This window comes from Treponema bryantii NK4A124 (assembly GCF_000421345.1).
Taxonomy (GTDB): Bacteria; Spirochaetota; Spirochaetia; order Treponematales; family Treponemataceae; genus Treponema_D; species Treponema_D bryantii_B.
In genome coordinates this window covers 110754-131765 of sequence record NZ_ATWV01000011.1, presented here as the reverse complement: position 1 = coordinate 131765, position 21012 = coordinate 110754, and the positions used below count along the sequence as shown (strand labels likewise).

The 21012-nt window shown below is 40.7% G+C and carries 18 protein-coding genes and 1 tRNA gene; 12 read left to right on the top strand and 7 right to left on the bottom strand.

Annotated features, from left to right (window positions below; translation table 11 throughout):
- From G626_RS0111800 to G626_RS0111780, 5 genes are all read left to right on the top strand, one after another.
- Positions 1-311, top strand: a 311-nt coding sequence (locus tag G626_RS0111800) for an integrase core domain-containing protein (RefSeq protein WP_022932075.1), incomplete at its 5' end; no start/stop codon positions are given.
- A 97-nt stretch (positions 312-408) separates the two neighbouring features.
- Positions 409-2574, top strand: a complete 2166-nt coding sequence (gene dnaX, locus G626_RS0111795) for a DNA polymerase III subunit gamma/tau (protein WP_022932990.1) — start codon at positions 409-411, stop codon at positions 2572-2574.
- Positions 2575-2577: 3 nt separating this feature from the next.
- Positions 2578-2889, top strand: coding sequence for a YbaB/EbfC family nucleoid-associated protein (locus G626_RS0111790; protein ID WP_022932989.1), 312 nt, complete (start codon positions 2578-2580; stop codon positions 2887-2889).
- 50 nt (positions 2890-2939) lie between these two features.
- Positions 2940-3539: a recombination mediator RecR gene (gene recR, locus G626_RS0111785; protein ID WP_022932988.1), complete on the top strand. Its 600-nt coding sequence runs from the start codon at positions 2940-2942 to the stop codon at positions 3537-3539.
- Between the two features lie 97 nt (positions 3540-3636).
- On the top strand, positions 3637-4191 hold the full coding sequence (locus tag G626_RS0111780; protein WP_022932987.1) for an STAS domain-containing protein: 555 nt from the start codon (positions 3637-3639) through the stop codon (positions 4189-4191).
- A gap of 91 nt (positions 4192-4282) precedes the next feature.
- On the opposite strand, the gene G626_RS0111775 is transcribed toward G626_RS0111780, so the two are convergent.
- Positions 4283-5143: a flagellin N-terminal helical domain-containing protein gene (locus G626_RS0111775; RefSeq protein WP_022932986.1), complete on the bottom strand. Its 861-nt coding sequence runs from the start codon at positions 5141-5143 to the stop codon at positions 4283-4285.
- 261 nt (positions 5144-5404) lie between these two features.
- Here G626_RS0111775 and G626_RS0111770 point away from each other — a divergent pair, with 261 nt between their 5' ends.
- Positions 5405-5800, top strand: coding sequence for a hypothetical protein (locus G626_RS0111770; RefSeq protein WP_027727154.1), 396 nt, complete (start codon positions 5405-5407; stop codon positions 5798-5800).
- Positions 5801-5902: 102 nt separating this feature from the next.
- The gene (locus tag G626_RS0111765) at positions 5903-7969 is read left to right on the top strand and encodes a methyl-accepting chemotaxis protein (RefSeq protein ID WP_022932984.1); all 2067 of its coding nucleotides are present in this window, start codon (positions 5903-5905) and stop codon (positions 7967-7969) included.
- Between the two features lie 65 nt (positions 7970-8034).
- Here G626_RS0111765 and G626_RS18130 read toward each other — a convergent pair whose 3' ends face one another.
- Positions 8035-8190 carry a hypothetical protein gene (locus tag G626_RS18130; RefSeq protein ID WP_156003320.1) on the bottom strand — a complete coding sequence of 52 codons (156 nt, stop codon included), beginning with the start codon at positions 8188-8190 and terminating at the stop codon, positions 8035-8037.
- A 12-nt stretch (positions 8191-8202) separates the two neighbouring features.
- Between G626_RS18130 and purD the strand changes: the two genes are divergently transcribed.
- Positions 8203-9543: a phosphoribosylamine--glycine ligase gene (gene purD / locus G626_RS0111755; RefSeq protein ID WP_022932983.1), complete on the top strand. Its 1341-nt coding sequence runs from the start codon at positions 8203-8205 to the stop codon at positions 9541-9543.
- Positions 9544-9615: 72 nt separating this feature from the next.
- Here the strand turns inward: purD and G626_RS0111750 are convergent, their stop codons facing one another.
- Together G626_RS0111750 and G626_RS17655 are read right to left on the bottom strand one after the other, a co-directional pair.
- A complete protein-coding gene (locus G626_RS0111750; protein WP_022932982.1) occupies positions 9616-10659 on the bottom strand; it encodes a glycoside hydrolase family 5 protein in 1044 nt (347 codons plus the stop codon).
- Between the two features lie 158 nt (positions 10660-10817).
- Complete coding sequence (locus G626_RS17655; protein ID WP_022932981.1) at positions 10818-11177, bottom strand: helix-turn-helix domain-containing protein; 360 nt, start codon at positions 11175-11177, stop codon at positions 10818-10820.
- A gap of 161 nt (positions 11178-11338) precedes the next feature.
- Here G626_RS17655 and G626_RS0111740 point away from each other — a divergent pair, with 161 nt between their 5' ends.
- Both G626_RS0111740 and G626_RS0111735 read left to right on the top strand, forming a co-directional pair.
- Positions 11339-11983, top strand: a complete 645-nt coding sequence (locus tag G626_RS0111740; protein WP_022932980.1) for a hypothetical protein — start codon at positions 11339-11341, stop codon at positions 11981-11983.
- Between the two features lie 18 nt (positions 11984-12001).
- Positions 12002-12988: a hypothetical protein gene (locus G626_RS0111735; protein ID WP_022932979.1), complete on the top strand. Its 987-nt coding sequence runs from the start codon at positions 12002-12004 to the stop codon at positions 12986-12988.
- A gap of 260 nt (positions 12989-13248) precedes the next feature.
- On the opposite strand, the gene G626_RS0111730 is transcribed toward G626_RS0111735, so the two are convergent.
- Together G626_RS0111730 and G626_RS0111725 are read right to left on the bottom strand one after the other, a co-directional pair.
- Positions 13249-13335 (bottom strand) — tRNA-Ser (locus G626_RS0111730).
- Positions 13336-13343: 8 nt separating this feature from the next.
- Complete coding sequence (locus tag G626_RS0111725) at positions 13344-15434, bottom strand: glutamine synthetase III family protein (protein ID WP_022932978.1); 2091 nt, start codon at positions 15432-15434, stop codon at positions 13344-13346.
- 150 nt (positions 15435-15584) lie between these two features.
- Here G626_RS0111725 and G626_RS0111720 point away from each other — a divergent pair, with 150 nt between their 5' ends.
- Together G626_RS0111720 and G626_RS17650 are read left to right on the top strand one after the other, a co-directional pair.
- The gene (locus tag G626_RS0111720; protein WP_022932977.1) at positions 15585-16718 is read left to right on the top strand and encodes an exonuclease SbcCD subunit D; all 1134 of its coding nucleotides are present in this window, start codon (positions 15585-15587) and stop codon (positions 16716-16718) included.
- Positions 16718-19489, top strand: coding sequence for an AAA family ATPase (locus G626_RS17650; protein WP_022932976.1), 2772 nt, complete (start codon positions 16718-16720; stop codon positions 19487-19489). Before G626_RS0111720 ends, G626_RS17650 begins: the two co-directional genes overlap by 1 nt.
- Here the strand turns inward: G626_RS17650 and G626_RS0111710 are convergent.
- A complete protein-coding gene (locus tag G626_RS0111710) occupies positions 19486-21006 on the bottom strand; it encodes an NAD(P)H-hydrate epimerase (RefSeq protein WP_022932975.1) in 1521 nt (506 codons plus the stop codon). The genes G626_RS17650 and G626_RS0111710 overlap by 4 nt on opposite strands.
- Positions 21007-21012: the final 6 nt, after the last annotated feature.

Below are 21012 nucleotides of genomic sequence, written 5' to 3'. Positions count from 1 at the left end.
CCAATACGCTGATTCATTCGGATCAGGGAAATACTTATAAAGCGTCAGAGTACAGAAAACTGCTGGAAGAGAAAGGTTTTATCCAGAGCATGAGTCGAGTTGGTAACTGCTGGGACAATGCCTGCATGGAACACTTTTTCGGTACGCTGAAAGCAGAGTCTGGATATTACAATGTTAGTAGACATGGCCTGCTTTCATATCAAATGATGGAAGAACTGATAACAGATTTTATTCAGTTCTATAACAAGGACCGCATACAGAAAAAATTAGGCTGGAAATCTCCAAAGACTTTCAGCCTAAAATGTGCGTAATAACTGTCTAAAAAAATGGGGGCAGTTCAGTAGTGCGAGCGTAGGGCGGGGCTCCGCCCTCTTCAAATTTCCCCAAAATCACATTATAATAAACCCTATGTCATACGAAGTAACAGCGACGAGACGTCGTCCGCAGCAGTTTGGAGACCTGGTTGGTCAGGAATTTGTTGCAGAGACTCTCAAAAATTCTATAAAGTCGGGAAAAATCGCCCACGCCTACCTTTTTTCTGGTCCCCGTGGTTGTGGTAAGACTTCTACTGCCCGTATTCTTGCAAAGGCACTTAACTGTCAGAACGGCCCTACAGACCAGCCTTGCGGAACCTGTTCAACCTGTCAGGAAATTACAAAGGGAACTTCTCTTGATGTAATTGAAATCGATGGTGCGTCTAACACCAGCGTTGAAAATATCCGCCAGATTAAGGATGAGGTTCTTTTTCCGCCTAGCAATTCTAAGTATAAAATCTATATCATAGACGAAGTCCACATGCTTTCGACTTCGGCTTTTAATGCCCTGCTCAAGACTATTGAGGAGCCGCCTCCATACGTAATCTTTATTTTTGCGACAACCGAGCTTCAGAAGGTTCCGGCTACAATTAAATCCCGCTGTCAGCAGTTCAATTTCCGTCTTGTTGCAGTTGATAAGGTAAAGCAGTGTCTTGCCGATGCAGCAGCCGAGCTTGGTATTCAGGCTGATGATGAAGCTCTTTTCTGGATTGCCCGCGAGTCTACCGGTTCTATGCGCGATGCCTACACCCTTTTTGACCAGGTTGTAGCCTTTAGCGACGGACACATCACTTACGAAAAAATCCGCGATAAGCTTGGTCTTGTTGGAATTGACCGCCTGAACACTGTTTTTGAAGCCTGTGCTCAGAACAAAACTGCAGATGTAATTGGTCTTCTGGATGAGTTCCTGCAGGCCGGCGTTTCTATAGAACAGCTGATTTCTAACAGCGCAGACTACCTGCGCAGCCTTCTTCTTATTAAGAATGGCGTAAAAAAAGAGTCTCTTCTTGGCAATTCCGCAGAGCGCTACAGCAGCGTAGTTCTCGGAGCCTGGAATACCGTTCAGATTGAACGTGCCCTTTCTCTCTTTTTACAGCTTTACCGCGATATCCGCTATTCACTTTCGCCCCGCTACGAGCTTGAGCTTGCCTTCAGCCGTCTTTGCTGGCTTGGAAGCTATGTTTCTAATGCAGAAGTTAAAAAGGCAATTGATGCGGCTCAGGGCTTACTGATGGGAAACTCGGTGGTTGAGTGTCCGCAAAGCGGACGTATCGAAACCACCGCAGTACACAGTAATGTACAGAGTGCAGCGGTAGTTTCGACAAGCTCAACCACCGTATCTGCCGAAACTTCTCAGCCTCAGCAGACTCAGCCAACTCCTGCGGGAATGAATCCGATTCCGGCAGGCATGCCCCGCCTTTCCATGCTCGATGAGCTGATTGCAAAGGAGCAGGCTGGTATTTCTGATGATGATACGGGTGCCCCTGGCAGTCCTGGTGGCTCCGGGGAAGGAGATAACTCAAACCCTTTTCATAATGGCGGTCCACTGCCGCCTGAACAATCAGTGGCTGCTGCGCAGAATTCTCAGAATGTGCAGGCAGAAAATGCTCACCCGGCAGAGCTTGACGAACGTTTAAAACTTAATATTCCTCTGAATGAAGTTTCTGACGATGGTCAGTCTATGCCTGTGGTGGATATTCCTTTAACCGATGCTGCTTTTACCGAAAATCCGGATGCGGAAGAAGGAGATGACGGCTGGTCTAATATGGATGCGCCGCCAGATGATGATTATTATCCAGTAGAAGCGGACTTCAGCGAAAGGGCAGAAGAAGCTTATGAAGCAGCAGAGGCTTCTGCAAATCAGAATGGATATAGTCCGGCTCCTGTTCAGCTGCAGGATACTCTGACACTTGCAAATGGTCAGACAATTTCTATAGCCCAGCTTCGCGGGCAGGTTACGGCGAATCTTTCAGTAACAGATGGATTTGCTGCTTCAAATATTGAAAAAACAGGCTTGTGGGTAGTTGATGCAGACTGTGTAAGCACAACTGTAGAAACAGACTACGATTTGAGCCTTATAGAAAAGAAAAAAGATGTGATAGTTGCAGAGCTTTCAAATGCCTGTGGCCGTCCAATGAGATTTAATGTGACCCTTAAATCAGAAGAGACTCAAGCTGCTTCTGCTCCGGTAAAAATACCGGAACAGGTAAATATTCTGGTAAATGCTTTTAAGGGAACAATAGTTGCAGGGAGGATGTAAAAAATGAATCCGTTTGAATTACTTAAGAATACACAGGCTATTAAAGAACAGTCAGAAAAACTCCAGCAGGAACTGGCTGATATCCGCGCAGAAGGTTCTTCTGGCGGCCGTATGGTAACCATAACACTTAATGGAAAGTTTGAGATGATGGGAATTAAGCTTGACCCTATCTGTGTAGATAACCGCGATGTTCAGATGCTTGAAGATCTGATAGTTTCGGCTCATAAAAATGCCGTAGACAATGTTCAGGAACAGATTAAAGCAAAATCAAGCTCTTTACTTGGCGGCCTGGACCTTGGTCAGTTTGGATTATAAGGAAGCAAAACTGTCATTGCCCGGCTTGACCGGGCAATCCAGATAAAACTATGAACGCATTTGATGAACTAACAAACAACTTTTCTCGTCTCCCTGGAATCGGTAAAAAATCTGCCATTCGCATGGTAAACTGGCTTCTTAAGCAGGATGCCGCTTATGTACAGAAGTTTGCCCAGAATCTTGGCAGCCTTCAGGAAAAAATAAAGCCCTGCTCAGTCTGCGGTACCTGGACAGAAAGCGACCCTTGTCCAATCTGTTCAAATCCGCTGCGAGATTCAAGCCAGATTTGCGTAGTAGAACAGCCTCAGGATGTGTCTACTATAGAAGCTTATGGTGAATATAAGGGACTTTATCATGTTTTAGGCGGACTTTTACGTCCACTGGAAGGCATAGGTCCTGCCCAACTTGCAATTCAGCCTCTCATGGCCCGAATCCGAAGCTCTGAGGTTACTGAAATCATCATTGCTACAAACCCTACAGTAGAAGGCGACACAACAGCCCTCTATCTTAATAAGATGATTACAGAACTCAATCTTCCGCAGCCGCCAAAGGTTACCCGCCTTGCCACAGGTATTCCCGTGGGCGGCGACCTCGAATACATCGACAAGAGGACTCTTTCCCTCAGTTTCCGGGGTCGAAGCGAGTTCTAAGCCAGGTGTCATTCCCTTGCTCGACAAGGGAATCTTTGAAAATTTAAGTAGACAAATGGTTTTTTTGTGTTATAATTGAGCATAAGGAGTAGTATAAATGGAATCAAATAATTCTATAGTTTCAGGCTTTGACAGTGATAAGGACGATTCGCTTAAAATCACTTTGCATAAGATTCCAGGAGTCCAGAACGGTTGTATGGTTGTCCTGGATGGATATATTGATACATATAATTCATCTTTCTTTCAGAAACAGCTTACTAAAGTAATTGGAGCAGGTTATTTTAATCTTCTTTTCAATTGCGGTGGCTTGTCTTATGTATCTTCTACAGGCCTTGGCTCATTTACAATCCTTCTTAAGATGGTAAAGGTAAAGGGCGGCGATATTATTCTGTCAGAGGTACAGGAAAAGGTTGCTGAAGTATTCCAGATTCTTGGATTCTCTCAGTTCTTTAATCTGAAGGACACAACAGATGAAGCCCTGGAGTATTTGCGCCATGATGAAGGCTCAACACCAGGACCTGTATTCCCTAAGATGCTTGTATGCCCTTCTTGCGGAAAGAATATTCAGGCTGCACATGCAGGCCGCTTCCGCTGTACAAACTGTAAAGCAATTATTACAATCAGCGAGGCTGGAGCTATCACTCTCGGCTAATTTCTGGTTTATTTACATTTTGTTAAATAAAAAAAACCGATGCAAATTGCATCGGTTTTTTTTATTGCCCGGCCAAGCCGGACAATCTATTCTAGCGGAGCAAGCTGAGTACGTTCTGGCTTGACTGGTTAGCCTGTGCGAGCATTGCTGTTCCAGCCTGAGAGAGTACGTTAGAAGTTGTGAAGCGTACCATTTCTTCAGCCATGTCTGTATCACGGATGCGTGATTCAGAAGCCTGGAGGTTTTCAGCACCAATATCAAGACCTGTAACTGTCTTTTCAAGGCGGTTCTGGTAAGCACCAAGGTCAGCACGCTGCTTGTTGATCTTCATCAAAGCTTCATCAAGAGTTCCGATTGCGCGGTTAGCTTCATCTGGAGTAGCAAGAGACATGATTGATTCGTCTCCGATGTTGCGCAAACCAAGAGCTGTAGCAGACATTGTTCCAATGTATACCTGAGTTCTCTGATCCATGTTAGCACCAATATGGAACCACATAGAGCCTGTAACAACATTTTCACCTGTAGGACGAGCAAAGCGGCCTGTAAGCATGTTCATACCGTTGAACTGAGCACAAGAAGCGATGCGGTCAACCTCTGCGATCAAAGAAGAAACTTCTACCTGGATCTGCATGCGGTCTTCAGAAGAATAGATACCGTTTGAAGACTGAACAGCAAGTTCGCGGATACGCTGAACGATGTCTGTTGTTTCCTGGAGGTATCCTTCAGTTGTCTGAATGAAAGAAATACCATTCTGAGCGTTTGTTGAAGCCTGGTTCAAACCGCGGATCTGAGCACGCATTTTCTCAGAAACTGCAAGTCCAGAAGCGTCGTCACCGGCACGGTTGATTCTCATACCAGAAGAGAGTTTTTCCATGCTCTTTGACTGGTTAAGATCCTGAATTCCCTGGGAACGCTGAGCGAACATAGCACTCATATTGTGATTAATAACCATAATAATCTCCTTATAGTTTTGGTTATAAGATAAAACACATTGGTGGGTTTCAAACCACAACGTGGTTTATCTCACGGGTTTCCACCACCCTTATACTTGATTGTCGGGTGAGGCAAAAAAAAGTTTAGGAAAAAATTAAAAATATTTATATTTTTTTCCCGGTGGTTGAGTAGCCCAACGGGCGTATCGAAACCACCTGTATCTCGATACGCCGCTTACGCGGCACTCGACCACCGCGAATTGAGGGTGTATAATTACTTTATGGACTACTTATTAATGGGAGCTGCAGTCTGCGTAATAATCGCGCTGATTGCCTGGTATATCAAATATACTAATAGTAAAAATCAGAAAAATACCCGTCATAAGAATTTGCAGCCGGTAAAATGTCCCCTCTGCGATTCAAATCTCTTTGTAGGGGAGAATATAATCTCAAAAGTCTATCGGCCAATGAATGTTCCGGACCAGCTTATGATAGTTATGGGCTGTCCACATTGCTATCCGCGGCTGGAACCTGGCTTAAAACGCATTTGTCCGGTTTGTCATAAGGAAGTAGCCCTGGATCAAAGCCTTACAGCGCGTCTTTTTAACAAAGCAATGGGAAAAAAACACGTTCATGTGGTAGGCTGCTCAAATTGTCACAAGCCGAGAGCCCGGTAATTTTTCCTTTTTATATGATGGATAAATAATGAAAAAGTTGACTTCTACCGATAATGATTTATACTTAAAATAACACAGATTTTATAATTTTGAGGCAGGCTTATGGAAGAACAGATAATTCTGGAAGAGGGAAAATCAGCTGAAAAGGAGAAAAAACAGCGTAAAGAATCGCTGCTTTTTAAGTATGGTGTAATTGGCTTTCTGGAAATTCTCGCAATTATCTCACTATTTATTGTGTTTATGTCTCATAATATCAAGGCTCCAATAAAAAGTATTTATGATGAGGCAATTAATAACTTCCTTGATTCTGCTGTAGATAATGTAAAAATGTGGTTTGAGAATCAGGTTACAGTAATGAACGTTTTTCAGCGTGCTATTGTAGACAAGGTTGATTCTCCGGAAAAAATCAAAGAAAGAGTAAAGACAGTTCCAAAACCAGAAGGCTTTGAATATTGTATGGTTTTCTGGGATACAAATACTGATGCAAAGGATGGAGGTCCTGAAACCTTTAATACAAAAGGCGGAACCTCTAAAGCAGGTATTTTACAGAAAGAGTACTATATAAATCATAAAAAGAGTGATGTTTCTGTATGGCTTGAATCTCCTCGAATGGCTGCAGCAGGTGGTTATACCATGCCACTTTTTGTAAAATCGGAATTTACTGATGAAAAGACCGGTGAAAAAATTAATGGTGGTTGTGTAGGCTTCCTTGAGCTTGAGCCTATCACCACCCTTGGAAAGACCTTCTTTAGAACCGGCCGTATTTCTGTTTATGATGATGCAAATGCACTCAGAGCTGGAGAAGATATTCTTGGAGAGACAGATATAAATCATCTTCAGGTTTATACAAAAACATTCAATTTGAACAATAAGGTGTGGAAGGTTATTGCAACTGTAGAGAAAGACGAAGTACAGGAAATTTCACGTCGCTTGCAGAGAGAATCTCTGATAGGTGGTATAGTAATTGCTTTTATTCTCATGATTCTCGAACTCTTTATCATCAGAACAATTATTGTTAAGTTTTCAGCAATTAAAAAGAATATTGATGATTTGAATACGGGTGATAAAGACCTTACAAAGCGTCTTACAATTTATCATAACAATGAAATCTCACAGGTTAAGAAATCTGTAAATACCTTTGTAAATACTGTTCATGAAACTGTACGCGAAATTGGTAATGCAAATGACGACCTTAAGGATACCTTCGAAAATGTAAAGAAACAGCTGGATGAAACCAGAACTCAGATGAATAACATTTCAAACGAAATTCAGGCTGCTACTACAACTCTTGAAGCAGAGGATAAGAGTGTAACGGGCACTTCTGACCTTGTAGCACAGATTTCGTCAAATATTACAACTCTTAATCAGATGATTGATTCTCAGGTAGATTCTATTACACAGGCTTCTGCCGGAATTGAACAGATGATTGGAAACATTCAGTCTATTTCAGGTTCTGTCGACAAGATGGCCGGCGAGTTTACCGAACTTAATGCAGCAACTGCAGAAGGAATTGAAAAGAACCGTATTGTAAACGAGCTTTTGAATTCAGTCCTTGCTCAGAGTAAGACTCTGCAGGATACAAACATGGTAATTGCAAGTATTTCTTCTCAGACCAACCTGCTTTCTATGAACGCCATGATTGAGTCTGCTCATGCGGGTGAGGCCGGAAAGGGATTTGCTGTCGTTGCCGAAGAAATCCGTAAGCTTGCTGATACTTCTGCTACTCAGTCTAAGAGTATTGGTGAAAACCTTAAACTTATTGCTCAGAACATTCAGAAGGTAGTAGAAAGTGCCGATTTGAGTAAGGCTTCCTTCGAGGTTGTATCTGACAAGACAAATAATACTTCTGAACTGGTTTATTCTATCAAGAAGGCTACAGAGGAACAGAGCGAAGGTTCAAAGCATCTGCTCGAAACTCTTTCTAAGATGAATAATATTTCTGTAAGTGTTCAGCGCTCAAGTAAGAAAATCGGCGACCGTGCACTTTCCGTTCTGGATGCAATTGCAGGTCTTAAGGAATCTTCAAAGAACATGGCTCAGAACTTCAACAAGATTGTTTCAACAACTGAAGTTACCCAGGAAACAACTAAGAACCTGAACAAACTTACCGAAGACATGACCCAGGCCGTAAACAACATCTCAGAACGCATCGACGAGTTTAAGGTATAGGTTGCGTAGAGAATATTCATAAAATTAAATTTTTATTGTGAATACGGAAAAAAAGTTCTGTAGTGTTACATAAATGCTAAAACAGGTAGCGCGAGCGAATCGCGGCTGCGAACTGCATCATCCCCGCAGTTCGCCAGACGCGAGTAGCGGAAGCTGCCTGTTTTTGTTACTGACGTAAGCAGCAGAACTTTTTTTATATGTACATTTATCAGTTTTTCCATTAAACTCATTTTATGAATATTATAGTAGTTGGCAGTGGTGGTCGTGAGCACACTATCTGCTGGAAAATTGCTCAGAGTCCTGTTGTTGATAAAGTAGTTGTTGTACCTGGAAACGGCGGCACTGCTTATGAAGCTAAATGTGTAAATATTAATCCAAAAGATTGTGACTATATCAAAGAGGGTGAGAACCCTTACGTTGCTATTGCAAAGCACGAAAACTGCCGCATGTGTGTAGTTGGACCGGAAGATCCTTTGTGTGCCGGTTTAGCCGATGAGTTCTGGAAGGCTGACATTCCTGTTGTTGGTCCAAAGAAGGCCGGTGCTCAGCTGGAAGGCAGTAAAGACCTTTCTAAAAAATTCATGAAGGAATACGGTGTTGCCTGCCCTGCAAGCGAAACCTTTACAAATAAAGACGAAGCCTGTGAATATATCAAAAAGCACGGTGCACCTATTGTAGTTAAGGCCGACGGTCTTGCTGCGGGAAAAGGTGTAGTAGTTGCTGCTACTGTAGACGAGGCTTTGGCTGCCGTTGAAGATATGATGGGAAACGGCAAAGTTGGAGATGCCGGAAAGAAACTGGTAATCGAAGAGTATCTTGAAGGTGTTGAGATTTCTGTTCTTGCTGCTGTTTCTGTAACACCTGAATATGCTGTAAGCGGAAACGCTACAATCGTTCCTTTCCTTCCTGCCCGCGACCATAAGCGCCTTATGGATGGTGCTAAAGGTCCTAATACCGGCGGAATGGGTGCTGTTTGTCCTCTTGAAGATGTTACAGACAAGACAATGAAGCAGTTTAATAAGGCAATTCTTGAGCCAACGCTTAATGGTCTTATCAAAGAAAAGTTCGATTACCGTGGATTTATCTTCTTTGGTGTAATGTTGACTTCTAAAGGTCCAAAGCTTCTTGAATACAATTGCCGTCTTGGCGACCCTGAAACTCAGGCAGTTCTTCCTTTGATGGATTTTGATTTTACTTCTATGTGTACTGCAATTTTGAACGGTACCCTTAAAGATTTTGAGTTTAAGTGGAAGCCTGGATATCAGGTTGCGCCATGTATGGTAAGTGGTGGTTATCCTGAAGCATATGAAAAAGGTAAGGAAATTACAATCAACAAGCCTCTTTTGAATGCTAGTACAGCAAAGATTTTTGTTGCGGGAGCTGTTGCAGGCCGCCGTCACGATAACGACCTGCTTACAAGCGGCGGACGTGTTCTTGCCTGCTCTGCTTATGGATCTTCTTTCAAAGAAGCCTGGGAAAAAGCTTATCAGGGAATCAGCGCCATCAAGTTTGACGGCGCCTTCTTCCGTAAGGATATTGGACTCCCTGGCGCTGCTGAGAGCGGAAAGTTGTAATATCAGATTGTCCGGTCAAGCCGGACAATGACAATAAGTGTCATGCTCGGGCTTGACCCGGGCATCTTTATTTTAAAGATATTTTATCAGTTCTGGTCTTATTTCATCCAGGCGGGCATCGGCAAGGCCAAAGTCCATCTGGCGGAAAGACCAGGCGGCACGGCCAATTCCGTGGTTGTTGAATACTGTGGAAATCAGCTTATACCATTCAAGGGTGTCCTCTGGTGTAGCCTTGTCAATTGTTCCATATTCACCACAATAAAGCATAACATTTCTTTCTTCTGCAACTTTTACTGCTTCAGCAAAAATAGTTTCAAAGTAGTTTACATCTACAGTGGCATCTGGTGCGAAAGCTCCAAAAGCAGTTCCAATCTGGCCAACCTTTTCAGAAGTCTTAGTAATATAATCAGCAAATTTAGACTTGAGCGGGAAGCGGAAATCAGGATTCATATTCGGACCAACCCATGGTGCTCCCTGATGAGTAAAGAGGAGAGGCTCGTAACAGTGGAAGTTGTAAACAATGTTTTCGTCGTATGGCTGGTCCAGGTCTTTTACAGAAGCAAGAGAGTTGTTCCAGTAGCTGCCAACAAGAATCTTTGTTGTAGGAGCAATGGCACGAATGCGCTCAATACAGGTGCGGGCAATTGCGTTCCATTTTTTGCAGTAAGCCTGGTCTGTAACTTCGTTTAAAAGTTCAAAACAGATTTCGTTATTTGTGCCTGCAAAAACATCTTTGAAGTTTTCAGCAAGAGATTCCCAGAGTTTATAAAAACGTTCCTGGAGTTTTTCATCTTCAAAAAAGCCTGATTCCTTGTATCCAGCATCAAAAGAATAACCGCAGGTTTTGTGGAGATCCAGAATCATGTTAAGACTATTTTCAGCACACCATTTTGCTGCCTGGCGAATCCTTTCGTATCCTTTTTCAATTTTCTGGCCGTCAGCAGTTTCAACAAGCTCATAGTCGATTGGAAGACGGATATGATCCAGTCCCCAGCTTTTTATTGTGGCAAAATCTTCTTTTTTAATAAAATTGTCATAACGTTCTTCTGTATGATTACACTGAGAATACCAGCCGCCAATGTTTACTCCGTGCATAAAGCCATTAAATTCTTTCATAAAAAACTCCTGTATAAGTCTATGGCATTAATTCAGCCATATCTGTCATAAACTAAAGTGATATAAGATTATGAGCAGAAAAAACAGATTATTTCTATATTTATGAGGTAGGGTGAATTTCTGATTTTTTAGCTTTGGATAAGCGACGAATTATTTTTTTATTCAGATTTAGAATTTAGTTGTCGTTTCAATACATCTGTTATTTCTTGAGTAAGATTTGTTTTTAGCCAGTTGATTTTGTTTTCAAAATGAGTGGCAAGGCGCGCATACAGCTTATCAAAATAGGCTTGAGTAAGGTCATCTCCAAAGAGAGCTGCTGGTGGAACATTGAGTTCTTTTGAAATGCGGGCAATGAGTGCAGCAGAGGCAAACTGTGTTCCTGTTTCTATGATTGAAAGGTGCTTTTGTGTAATTTCGAGCCGCTTTGAAAGTTCCGACTGAGTGAGCCCTGCCATTTTTCTGTATTTTTGAACGTTTTTTCCGAACAAAGTTGGAATATCAAGTTCCGTCTCTTCCATAAAATTATTATCGCATCGACCGGTCATTCTTGGAACTTTTAGAAAGGTAATAAATATTACTATAAAATATGTATTTTTGATTTTTTTGTTTTGAGCGGTTTATTTTGTATGTTATAATATTACCAATTTAGTTGAATAATCTGTTAATTTAGGGGATTTGGATGAAGAAGATAGTATTAATGTTTGTTTTGATTTTGTTTACGGGAATCCTTAGTGCTAAGAGTGATATTCAGTTGACGCTTCCATTATTATCTTTTTTTAATAAAACTATGATATCGGCAGAAGATTATACTATAAATAATAATAACTTATTTGCAATTTTTGATTCTAATTTCAGACTGTTAAATCAGAATTATATTAGAGATAACAAAATTGGTTTTTATGAGTCAGTTACGATTTCTACACCGAACATAGATGAAATAAATAGTTTCTGGGGAATAAAAATAGCATTAGGCCCTTCTGTAAAAATGCTAGAATCAAATTATGTAAATCTAAATGCTTGTTTGGGCCCAGATATTCAAATTTTTGAGGAAGGAATTATTATAGGTTCTGAAATTGATATACAGGCTAAATTTACACCTAAAAGACGATGTTCACCAATTGTTGGAGTTATTTGTAATATTGATTTTTATTCATCATTGCCTATTTATGAAAGTGTAATCAAAGAAAAAACTGAGGAGTATAGATACGAAAATCAAATTTATCTTTATACTGATTGGTATGTTGAATATGAAAAACATAAAACGCAGAAGTACTTCCATTTTTACCTTCAACCTTACATTGCATTCTGTATTAATTTGTATTAGTTTTTTTATGAGGTGTTTATGAATACAAAACTGAAAATACAAAAGAAATTTACAGACAGACAAAGAAAGATTTGTAAAGTTTTCTATAATTTACTGGAAGATGAAACTATTATATTTATCTGGTGGATTCATCCTTTTAGGAAACAAGGTTTTGTATTCACAGATAAAAGAGTTTTGTGGAATTTACCGACAAAAATTTCTGGAGAAAACGATATAGAAATTTATCATCAAGAAACTGGTGAAATATTTTTTGATTCCAAAATGTTTCTTGAAATTACTGCCGAAAATAGCGAACTTATAATTCATACACAAGAAAAGAGATATAGTTTCGAAAATAAAAAATATTCTTTGCCATTTTTAATAGATAAGATATTCAAAGATTATTTTGATAAAATGACGTCACCAGCTGATGAATATTGTACTTTTAATAATTCCTTTATTTTGGAGATAGAAGGTTTATTACAGAATTTCTCGATTCCAGATTCAGGTGAGAATAAAGTTTATAAAGTTTTTGACAGAGGAAAAAAAGGTGGTGGAAAGATAAAATATACGGCACTGAAAACAGCATCTTTTATAAGGCACTTTTTTGATTTTATCTTGGATATTTATTCATTCCTTGTTCTGAGTTTTTGTTTTCTGATAAATGCAACGGTTGCAAATCCGATATTGGAGAATTATTTTAAGGAAATAAAAGAAATACCATCTAAAGGAAATTTTCTTTTGTGGATGATTATTATTTCTTGTGCATATTTTATATTAAAGCTTCTTGTTGTTCTAACAACAAAAAATGTAAAAAAACTGCCCCCTGTTCTTATCGTTACAGTTCAGATTTTAGTATGGCTTATTGCAAATGAAAAATATCCATTTCTGCTTATAATAAATTTTCTGTTGATTTATATTTTCCAGCGAGTATGTAATTTTTCCAAGAATTCGATAAGATTAAAATTTACATTATATTTTGCAATTCTTATAGCAGTTTATTTATGTATGACATTCATTTTGTAACTGTATAAAATCATTATGAAAAACAAAAATCCGACAAAAACGCTAGAAATAATGTTTTTTGTCGGAACAAAATGTGAAAATATCCGACAAAAAAGGGGGATTTCCGGGATTTTGTCGGAAATATTTTAATGGAAATGCTTATTTATTCATAAAAAGTACTAAATTTAGTTGAAAATCGAGTTTTTATTCCGACAAAAATGCAGAGAATGTGGGATTTTGTCGGAATTTTGCCAAAAATACAAAATGGTATATTAAAATAACGGAAAGAGGGAGATTCGAACTCCCGGCAGCATTTCTGCTGCGCACCCCTTCCAAGGGTGTACCTTAAACCGCTCGGACATCTTTCCAAATGTAATTATTGAACACTATACAGCAAATCTTCGTAGCTTGGGAAAGGCTTGTACTCTTCGCCGAGGAGAGGTTCAATCTGGTCGGCAATGGCACGAACTTCATCCATTGCAGGAATTACGACTTTAGCGTAAGCGTGGGCGCGTTTCATAAGGTCTGCAATAGCACGGGTTTCTTCGTGTTTAGAGGCCAGAGCATCAGCCTTGTTTGAAAGATCGTTTACCAGAGTATTCAACTTTTCCATGAGCTTGAGGCCGGCGTCGCACATTGTCATTACGCGCTGCATCTTAAACTCAGTGTCTGCAAGAACATTCAGATATTTGAAGGCAGCCGGAATAATGTCCTTGTGAACCATTTCCAGCATTGTGTTTGACTCAATGTTTACAACCTGGCAGTACTTTTCCAGTTTGATATCATAGTGACTCTTCATTTCTTCCGGTGTGTAAATTCCGAGTCGGGTGAAGAGATCTATATTCTTCTGGTCGATGTAGTGCTCAATTGCCTTTGGAGTTGTGCGGTAGTTTTTAAGGCCGCGGCGTTCTGCTTCTTCAATCCATTCCTGGCCGTAACCATTTCCATTGAAAAGAATTCGCCAGTGAGCTGTGATTTCGCGTTTAATAAGCTTCTGCAGGTCTTCTTTAAAATTCTTTGACTGCTCAAGCTCGTCTGCAAAGGCTCGCAGGGAATCAGCCAGAATTGCATTCATTATAGTATTAGGACCGCTGATAGAAAGGGCAGAACCTACAGAGCGGAACTCAAAACGGTTACCTGTAAAGGCAAAAGGTGAGGTTCTGTTGCGGTCTGTTGAATCCTTTGGAATAGGTGGAAGAACATCTACACCGATTGTAAGCTTGCCGCCTTTCTTTCCGTCGTAGTCTGTGCCATCCTTGATAGCCTTGAGAACGGCATCAAGCTCATCACCAACGAAAACAGAAATAATAGCTGGAGGTGCTTCGTTTGCTCCAAGGCGGTGGTCGTTTCCGGCAGATGCTACAGAATAACGGAGCAGGTCCTGATTATCATCTACAGCTTTAATAACTGCTGTAAGGAAGAGGAGAAACTGAGCATTGTCGCGTGGAGTTTTTCCCGGACTGAAGAGGTTTTCTCCCAGGTCTGTTGCGATAGACCAGTTGTTATGTTTACCGCTTCCATTTACACCTTCGAATGGTTTTTCGTGGAGCAGGCAGATGAGCCCGTGGCGACGGGCTACCTTTTTCATGATTTCCATTGTCAGCTGGTTCTGATCTGCGGCGAGGTTGCTTGTTGTAAAAATAGGTGCCATTTCGTGCTGGGCAGGAGCAACTTCGTTGTGTTCTGTTTTTGCGTAAATGCCCAGCTTCCAGAGTTCAGCATTCAAATCTTCCATGTATTCAATAACGCGAGGCTTGATTGCTGCAAAGTACTGGTCGTCCATTTCCTGACCTTTTACAGGGCGGGCACCAAAAAGGGTACGGCCGCACATCTTCAAGTCCTTTCGTTTCTGGTAGAGCTTTTCATCAATTAAGAAATATTCCTGCTCTGGTCCCATTGTTGTTGTTACGTGCTTTGCCTTGTTTCCGAAAAGTTTAAGAATACGGAGGCTCTGCTCGTTAATGGATTCCATAGAGCGGAGAAGAGGAGTCTTTTTATCGAGAGCTTCACCATTATAAGAACAGAAGGCTGTAGGAATACAAAGTGTGTGGTCTTTTACAAAAGGATAAGAGGTAGGGTCCCATACAGTATAACCGCGGGCTTCGAAGGTTGAGCGCTTTCCACCGTTAGGGAAGCTTGAAGCATCAGGTTCACCCTTAATCAGCTCTTTTCCGCTGAAGTTCATGAGGATTTTTCCTTCGTCTGCAGGTGTAAGGAAGGAATCGTGCTTTTCTGCTGTAATACCTGTAAGTGGCTGGAACCAGTGTGAATAGTGTGTGGCTCCCTTTGAAATAGCCCAGGTTTTCATTGCTTCGGCAATCTGATTTGCGGCCTCCAGGTCTAGAGGAGTTCCTTCTTCCATTGTGTGCTTAAGAGCCTTAAAGGTTTGCGATGGAAGCATTTCCTTCATAACTGACTGATTAAAAACCAGACATCCAAAAAGTTCAGGAACATTAGTGTTTGACATGAGAAACTCCGTATATTACCCGATATGGGCCGCGTCATTGCGTTTTGAATATCTGTAATTTTAGTGATTTTCGGGTCTCTTTGCAATCTTATTGAGCTGCCTTGCCTTGATGTATTTCAGAAATCGAAAATTGTGTGTTATACTTATGGAATGATTTTAGCTCATATTTCAGACTTACATTTAGGAAAATCACTTCATAATTTTTCCCTGATAGAAGATCAGGATTATATTCTTGAACAGATAGCTGGAATTCTCCTTGAAAAAAAAGTAGACGTTTTAATTATTGCCGGTGATGTTTATGATAAAAATGTTGCCCCGGAAGCAGGAATCCGGGTATTGAGAAAATTTCTGGGCCGCCTTGTTGAAGCAAAGATAAAAGTAATGATTATCAGCGGAAATCATGATTCTGCAGAACGCCTTACCTTTGGCGGCGAGTTTATGACCGATAAGGGAATCTATTTTTCTAAACCATATGACGGAAAAATTGAGCCTGTAGTTGTAACTGATGAGTATGGACCGGTGAATTTTTATCTTCTTCCATTTGTAAAACCACTCATTGTTCAGCATTATTTTGAAGATGAAGAAATAAATTCCTGGGATGCAGCAGTACGCTGTGCTGTTGAACATATGAATATTAATACCAGCGAACGAAATATAATTATTGCACATCAGAATATAATGAGTGCAGAACGCTGTGAGTCAGAAGAGGTTTATATCGGCGGGCAGGATGCAGTGAGTGATGAAATCTTTAGGGATTTTGATTATACGGCTTTGGGGCATATTCACAGACAGCAGAAAATCGGTAAGCATAATGTAATGTTCTCTGGAACTCCCCTCAAATATTCAACTTCAGAATTTGATCAGGAAAAGGTAATGCCACTTATTACCCTTAAAGAAAAGGGTAAGATTGAAATTGACTTAATCCCTCTTAAGCCAAAACGAGACCTGAGAAAGATTGCAGGAACTCTTGATGAAATTATGAGAATGTCTGAAAAAGATACTAATAATCATGAAGATTTTATTGATATTATTCTGACAGATGAAAACGAGGTTATGGATGCGCTTACAACCCTTCGTTCAGTTTATCCGAATGTAATTAAAATTACTTATGACAATAAAGCAAGCAGGGCTGCTGAAGAAACTGAACAGCTTGGCGCTATGAATGCACAGAATCCTATGGAAATCTTTGAAGCCTTTTATACATCCAGAAGAGGAGCTGATATGGATGATGAGCAGAAGGATTATGTGAATTCTCTTATTGAAAAAATCTGGGGAGAAAACTGATGAGACCTCTTAAGCTTGTAATGACAGGATTTGAATCCTATAAAGACAGAACAGAAATTAATTTTGAAGAACTGGGAAACAGAGGACTTTATCTGATTACCGGTGATACAGGTGCCGGTAAGACAACTATTTTCGATGCTATAACCTTTGCTCTCTACGGAAGTCCCAGCGGGGCAGACCGAAATGTAGAAATGCTGCGTTCACATTTTGCAGATGAAAATACTCCGACTTTTGTTGAACTGGATTTTGAAGCTAATGGGAAAAAATATCATATCAAAAGGAATCCGGAATATGAGCGTAAGGCCTTGCGGGGGGAAGGTATAACAACAGAAGCGGCAAACGCAGAATTACAGCCTGACGGGCAGGAGCCGCTTTCCGGAGTTTCTAAAGTAAATGCCGAAATAGAAAGAATTCTAAACCTCAAAAAAGAGCAGTTTTGCAGTATCGCAATGATTGCACAGGGCAGGTTTCAGCAGCTGCTGCTTTCGAAAAAAGATGATAAAGAACGTTTGTTCCGTGAGCTCTTTCATACAGAAAAGTATGAGAGCTTGCAAAATCAGTTAAAGAGCGATAAGAGCCAGGCTCTTGCTTATTTGAATGAATTAAAGCTGCGTATGGGAGAGGCTTTATCTGGATTTATTTTCAGCGAAGAAGATGAGGAAGCAGAAAAGATAAATCAGATAAAAAACTCTTCGTATGTAAAAGAAGAAGATTTTGAGTTTTTGAAGAACTTTGCTGCTAAGGATGAGAAAAAACTTTCGGAGCTTATTTCACAAATAATTGAAAATGAGAAAAAACTGGAAAAGGTAAATGGAGACCTTCAGGCAGGAAGTGAAAGAATTAAAACGGAAGAAAAACTGACTGCTGCAGAAAAAAATCTTTCCGAGAAGGGAAAAAATCTTGAGGGCTTGAAAGAGGTTGTTACCAGAGCAGAAAAAGAGGCAGAAAAGCTGCCGGGGCTTGAAAAAGAAAAGACATTACTGGAAGCTTCCTTAAAAAAATATGAAGAAATATCAAAGAAAGAAGATGGATTAGAAAAACTGGGTGAAGAAATCAAGACAGCAGAAAAAAAAGAAATTGAACTTGAAGAAAAGAAAAATAAATATGAAGCTGCAATTGAGACGGCTAAAGTAGAACTGGCTGCCTTGAAAAATGCCGGAGAAAAAGCCAGCTCTTATGAGATTAGTCTGGAAAAAATATCAGAAGAAGAAAAAGAAATAAAAGATATAGAAAAGCGTCTTAGTGAACTGATAAGAAAAAAAGAAGAGCTTGTCATTTCACAGAATAAGGTTGAGCAGATAAATTCTCTTGTAGTCCAGACTAACAAAAAATATACAGATTTACTCAGACTATTTAATCTGGAGCAGGCAGGTATTCTTGCAGAAAAGCTTGAAGAGGGTTGCGAATGTCCTGTCTGTGGTTCAAAAGACCATCCTCATCCGGCAGTAAAATCTTCGGAGGCTCCAAACCAGACAGAGGTAGAGGAAGCAAAAAAAGAAGCAGATAGAGTAAGCAGTCAGTCAACCAGCCTTGCTGTTGAAGCTGCTCAAAAGAAAACTGAAGCTGCTAATTCTGAAGCAGAAATCAATAAGCTGCTTAAAAAGTATTTTTCATCTCTTTCTGCTGCAGACAAAGAGCTTGCTTCCGAAATTGTAAAAAGAAAAGAAAGTCTGCAGAAGGATTATGAAGAAACAGAAGCTAAACTTCTTGAAGAAAAGAAGGCAAAGTTTCGCCATGAAGAAATAGAAAAATCTCTGCCGGAAATAGAGAGCAGCCTTAAGCAGACAGAAAATGAAGCTTTAGAAAACAACTCAAAAATGGCTGGTTTGAAGGCAAAACTTGAAACAGAAGCAAAGAATCTTGAAGCTGAAAAATCGGGGCTTAAATATAAAACTTTTGCAGAGGCTCAGAAGAGTTTTATGCTTCTTGAAAATCAGATAACACAATTAAAGGGTGCCTTCGAGTCTGCAAATAATAACAGAAATGACTGTGAAAAAGAAATAGAAAATTTGAAGGGTGAAATTAAAAGTTTAAATGAACAACTGAAAAAAACACAGGCCCTTGATATGGAAAAGCTTAACAAAGAAAAACTTAAGCTTTATGAAGAAAAGAATTCTATGAATACCCAGCGTGATTCTTTGAGTGAACGGAAAGGAATAAATCAGGAAAGTCTTAGAAAGATAGAAGCGCTTATTCCGGAAATTGAAAAGGCAACAGATCGGTACAATATGATAAGTGCACTAAGTGATGTTGCAGCCGGTTCAAACCGTGGGGCCCGAGGCAGACCTTCTCTTGAAACTTACGTACAGATGAATTGCCTGGATTTGATAAATCGGAGGGCTAATCTGCGTCTTAAGAAAATGACAGATAATAAATATGAGCTGCGACGCAGGGTAGAAAAAGATGGTTCCGAACTTGGTCTTGATCTGAATGTAAAAGATTTTTATACCGGACGAGAAAGAGAAGTTCAAACTCTTTCTGGTGGTGAACAGTTTCAGGCATCGCTTTCACTTGCACTTGGACTCGCAGATGAGATTCAGGATAATGCTGGCGGAATAAAGCTGGATGCAATGTTTGTAGACGAAGGATTTGGAACTCTCGATTCTGAAACCCTGAATAAGGCAATGCGGGCCCTGGAAGATCTTTCTCAGGGTGAAAAACTTGTTGGAATTATTTCACATGTGGAAGAGCTCGAAAACCGTATTCCGAAAAAGATTTGCGTAAAGAAAGATGCAAGCGGCGTAAGTCATGCCAGCTTGATTCAAGATTAAAGTAAAGATAAAAATACTTCCGGTGTAAGGTTATAGTTTTCAGAGCCGGTCTTTTGAGAAATCAAGGCGTGGTGTTCCGCGGCGGTTATTGCGGCAGATTTTGCTGGGTAGCCTTGTGCAAGGAGGGCTGCGGCCATTCCTGCGAGAAGGTCACCGCTGCCACCTTTTGCGAGGGACTGCGCTCCGTCTGTGATTACAAAAGTTTCTCCCCCGCATGCAATAAAAGTGTTTGCGCTTTTCATAATCACGGTGCTTTGAGGGAAGCGTGTCGTAAGGTAATTACCGGCAGCAATTCTTGATTCGGGGCTTTCTGCGAGTGCTTCGATAGAAAAATCTCCTTCCGCTCCGCAGTGTTCAAGCAGCCGCTTGAGTTCCGAAAGATGAGGTGTAAGAATGATTCTGGCGTTCTCTATGCTGTTTAAGCTGTCGAGAAATGCCGGGGTTTCAGGGGAAGTCAACATTCCTGCATCCAGGACTGCAGCTGGAGAGGTCGTTGAAGTCTGTGAAGTCCGGCTGCCGGATGATTTAAAAGAGTAAAACCAGTCTGTCAGAATTTTTGCGGTATCTTTTGAGAAGTCAGAAAAACCAGAGCCGGCAAGAATACAGCTTGTCTTTTTAGGAAGGCAATCAGAAATCATAAGGGCCGGCGAAATTTTAAACTGATTCAAATCGGAGCTGTTTGATTTTAAAAGGCTTGTAAGCCCGCTGCCAAAACTCATTGCTGCAGAGGCAGCGAGAATTGCGGCACCGGATTTATCACCGCAAAGCACTGCAGTGTGACCAAACTTTCCCTTGTGAACGGCGCGGTTTTTGCGAAATGGTAATTCGCGGTCTTCGGGCTCGACCAGAAAGAGATCATTTACCTGCGTCTGCAAAGATGATGATTCTGTGTCTGCTTCAAATTTTTCTCTTGCAATTCCCAGATCTGCTACAATAATCTTTCCGCTTACTGCCTTTGCAGTGTCAGAGTAAAGGGCCAGCTTCTGGCATCCCATTGTAATACTGTAATCTGCAGAAAACTCAAGAGCAGAAGGAATATCGCAGGCAAGTTTGCAGGCCCGGCTTTTGTTCATAATGTCTATGATTTTTTTTACATCAGGAGAAAGCGTACCGTGGAAACCAGTACCATAAATACAGTCTGCAATATAGTCATCAGCAGTCAGGGATTTGCATAGTTTTTCAAAGAGAATCTGGAAGTCAGGCTCTTCTGAAGCATTAATTATTTTCAGACCAAGTCTTCTGCACATTTCATACTGAGTTTTAGCTTCCTCGGCAGCAGGGGCTTCAAGAGCAAAAACAGTTACGTTTATCTTTGTCTGTAAAAGTCTTGCAAGAGCATAACCGTCGCCGCCATTATTGCCTTTGCCGCAGACGATTACAAGGCGGCTTTCTTTTGTGCAGAATTCCGCCATTGCCCTTGCTGCGTTTTCCATCATCAAAAAGGGGGGAATGGCAAATTTTTCTTTTGCCTTTTTTTCGAGTTCCGAGGCTTGCTGACAGCTGAAAATTCTTTGCATCTGCAG

Bases quoted from the DNA above. Each gene is read 5' to 3' on its own strand.
- G626_RS0111725 (WP_022932978.1), bottom strand. From the start codon at position 15,434: ATGTCAAACACTAATGTTCCTGAACTTTTTGGATGTCTGGTTTTTAAT.
- G626_RS0111740 (WP_022932980.1), top strand. From the start codon at position 11,339: ATGAAGAAGATAGTATTAATGTTTGTTTTGATTTTGTTTACGGGAATC.
- recR (WP_022932988.1), top strand. From the start codon at position 2,940: ATGAACGCATTTGATGAACTAACAAACAACTTTTCTCGTCTCCCTGGA.
- G626_RS0111735 (WP_022932979.1), top strand. From the start codon at position 12,002: ATGAATACAAAACTGAAAATACAAAAGAAATTTACAGACAGACAAAGA.
- G626_RS0111765 (WP_022932984.1), top strand. From the start codon at position 5,903: ATGGAAGAACAGATAATTCTGGAAGAGGGAAAATCAGCTGAAAAGGAG.
- G626_RS17650 (WP_022932976.1), top strand. From the start codon at position 16,718: ATGAGACCTCTTAAGCTTGTAATGACAGGATTTGAATCCTATAAAGAC.
- G626_RS0111770 (WP_027727154.1), top strand. From the start codon at position 5,405: ATGGACTACTTATTAATGGGAGCTGCAGTCTGCGTAATAATCGCGCTG.
- G626_RS18130 (WP_156003320.1), bottom strand. From the start codon at position 8,190: ATGGAAAAACTGATAAATGTACATATAAAAAAAGTTCTGCTGCTTACG.
- G626_RS0111780 (WP_022932987.1), top strand. From the start codon at position 3,637: ATGGAATCAAATAATTCTATAGTTTCAGGCTTTGACAGTGATAAGGAC.
- G626_RS0111750 (WP_022932982.1), bottom strand. From the start codon at position 10,659: ATGAAAGAATTTAATGGCTTTATGCACGGAGTAAACATTGGCGGCTGG.
- dnaX (WP_022932990.1), top strand. From the start codon at position 409: ATGTCATACGAAGTAACAGCGACGAGACGTCGTCCGCAGCAGTTTGGA.
- G626_RS17655 (WP_022932981.1), bottom strand. From the start codon at position 11,177: ATGGAAGAGACGGAACTTGATATTCCAACTTTGTTCGGAAAAAACGTT.
- G626_RS0111710 (WP_022932975.1), bottom strand. From the start codon at position 21,006: ATGCAAAGAATTTTCAGCTGTCAGCAAGCCTCGGAACTCGAAAAAAAG.
- G626_RS0111775 (WP_022932986.1), bottom strand. From the start codon at position 5,143: ATGGTTATTAATCACAATATGAGTGCTATGTTCGCTCAGCGTTCCCAG.
- purD (WP_022932983.1), top strand. From the start codon at position 8,203: ATGAATATTATAGTAGTTGGCAGTGGTGGTCGTGAGCACACTATCTGC.
- G626_RS0111720 (WP_022932977.1), top strand. From the start codon at position 15,585: ATGATTTTAGCTCATATTTCAGACTTACATTTAGGAAAATCACTTCAT.
- G626_RS0111790 (WP_022932989.1), top strand. From the start codon at position 2,578: ATGAATCCGTTTGAATTACTTAAGAATACACAGGCTATTAAAGAACAG.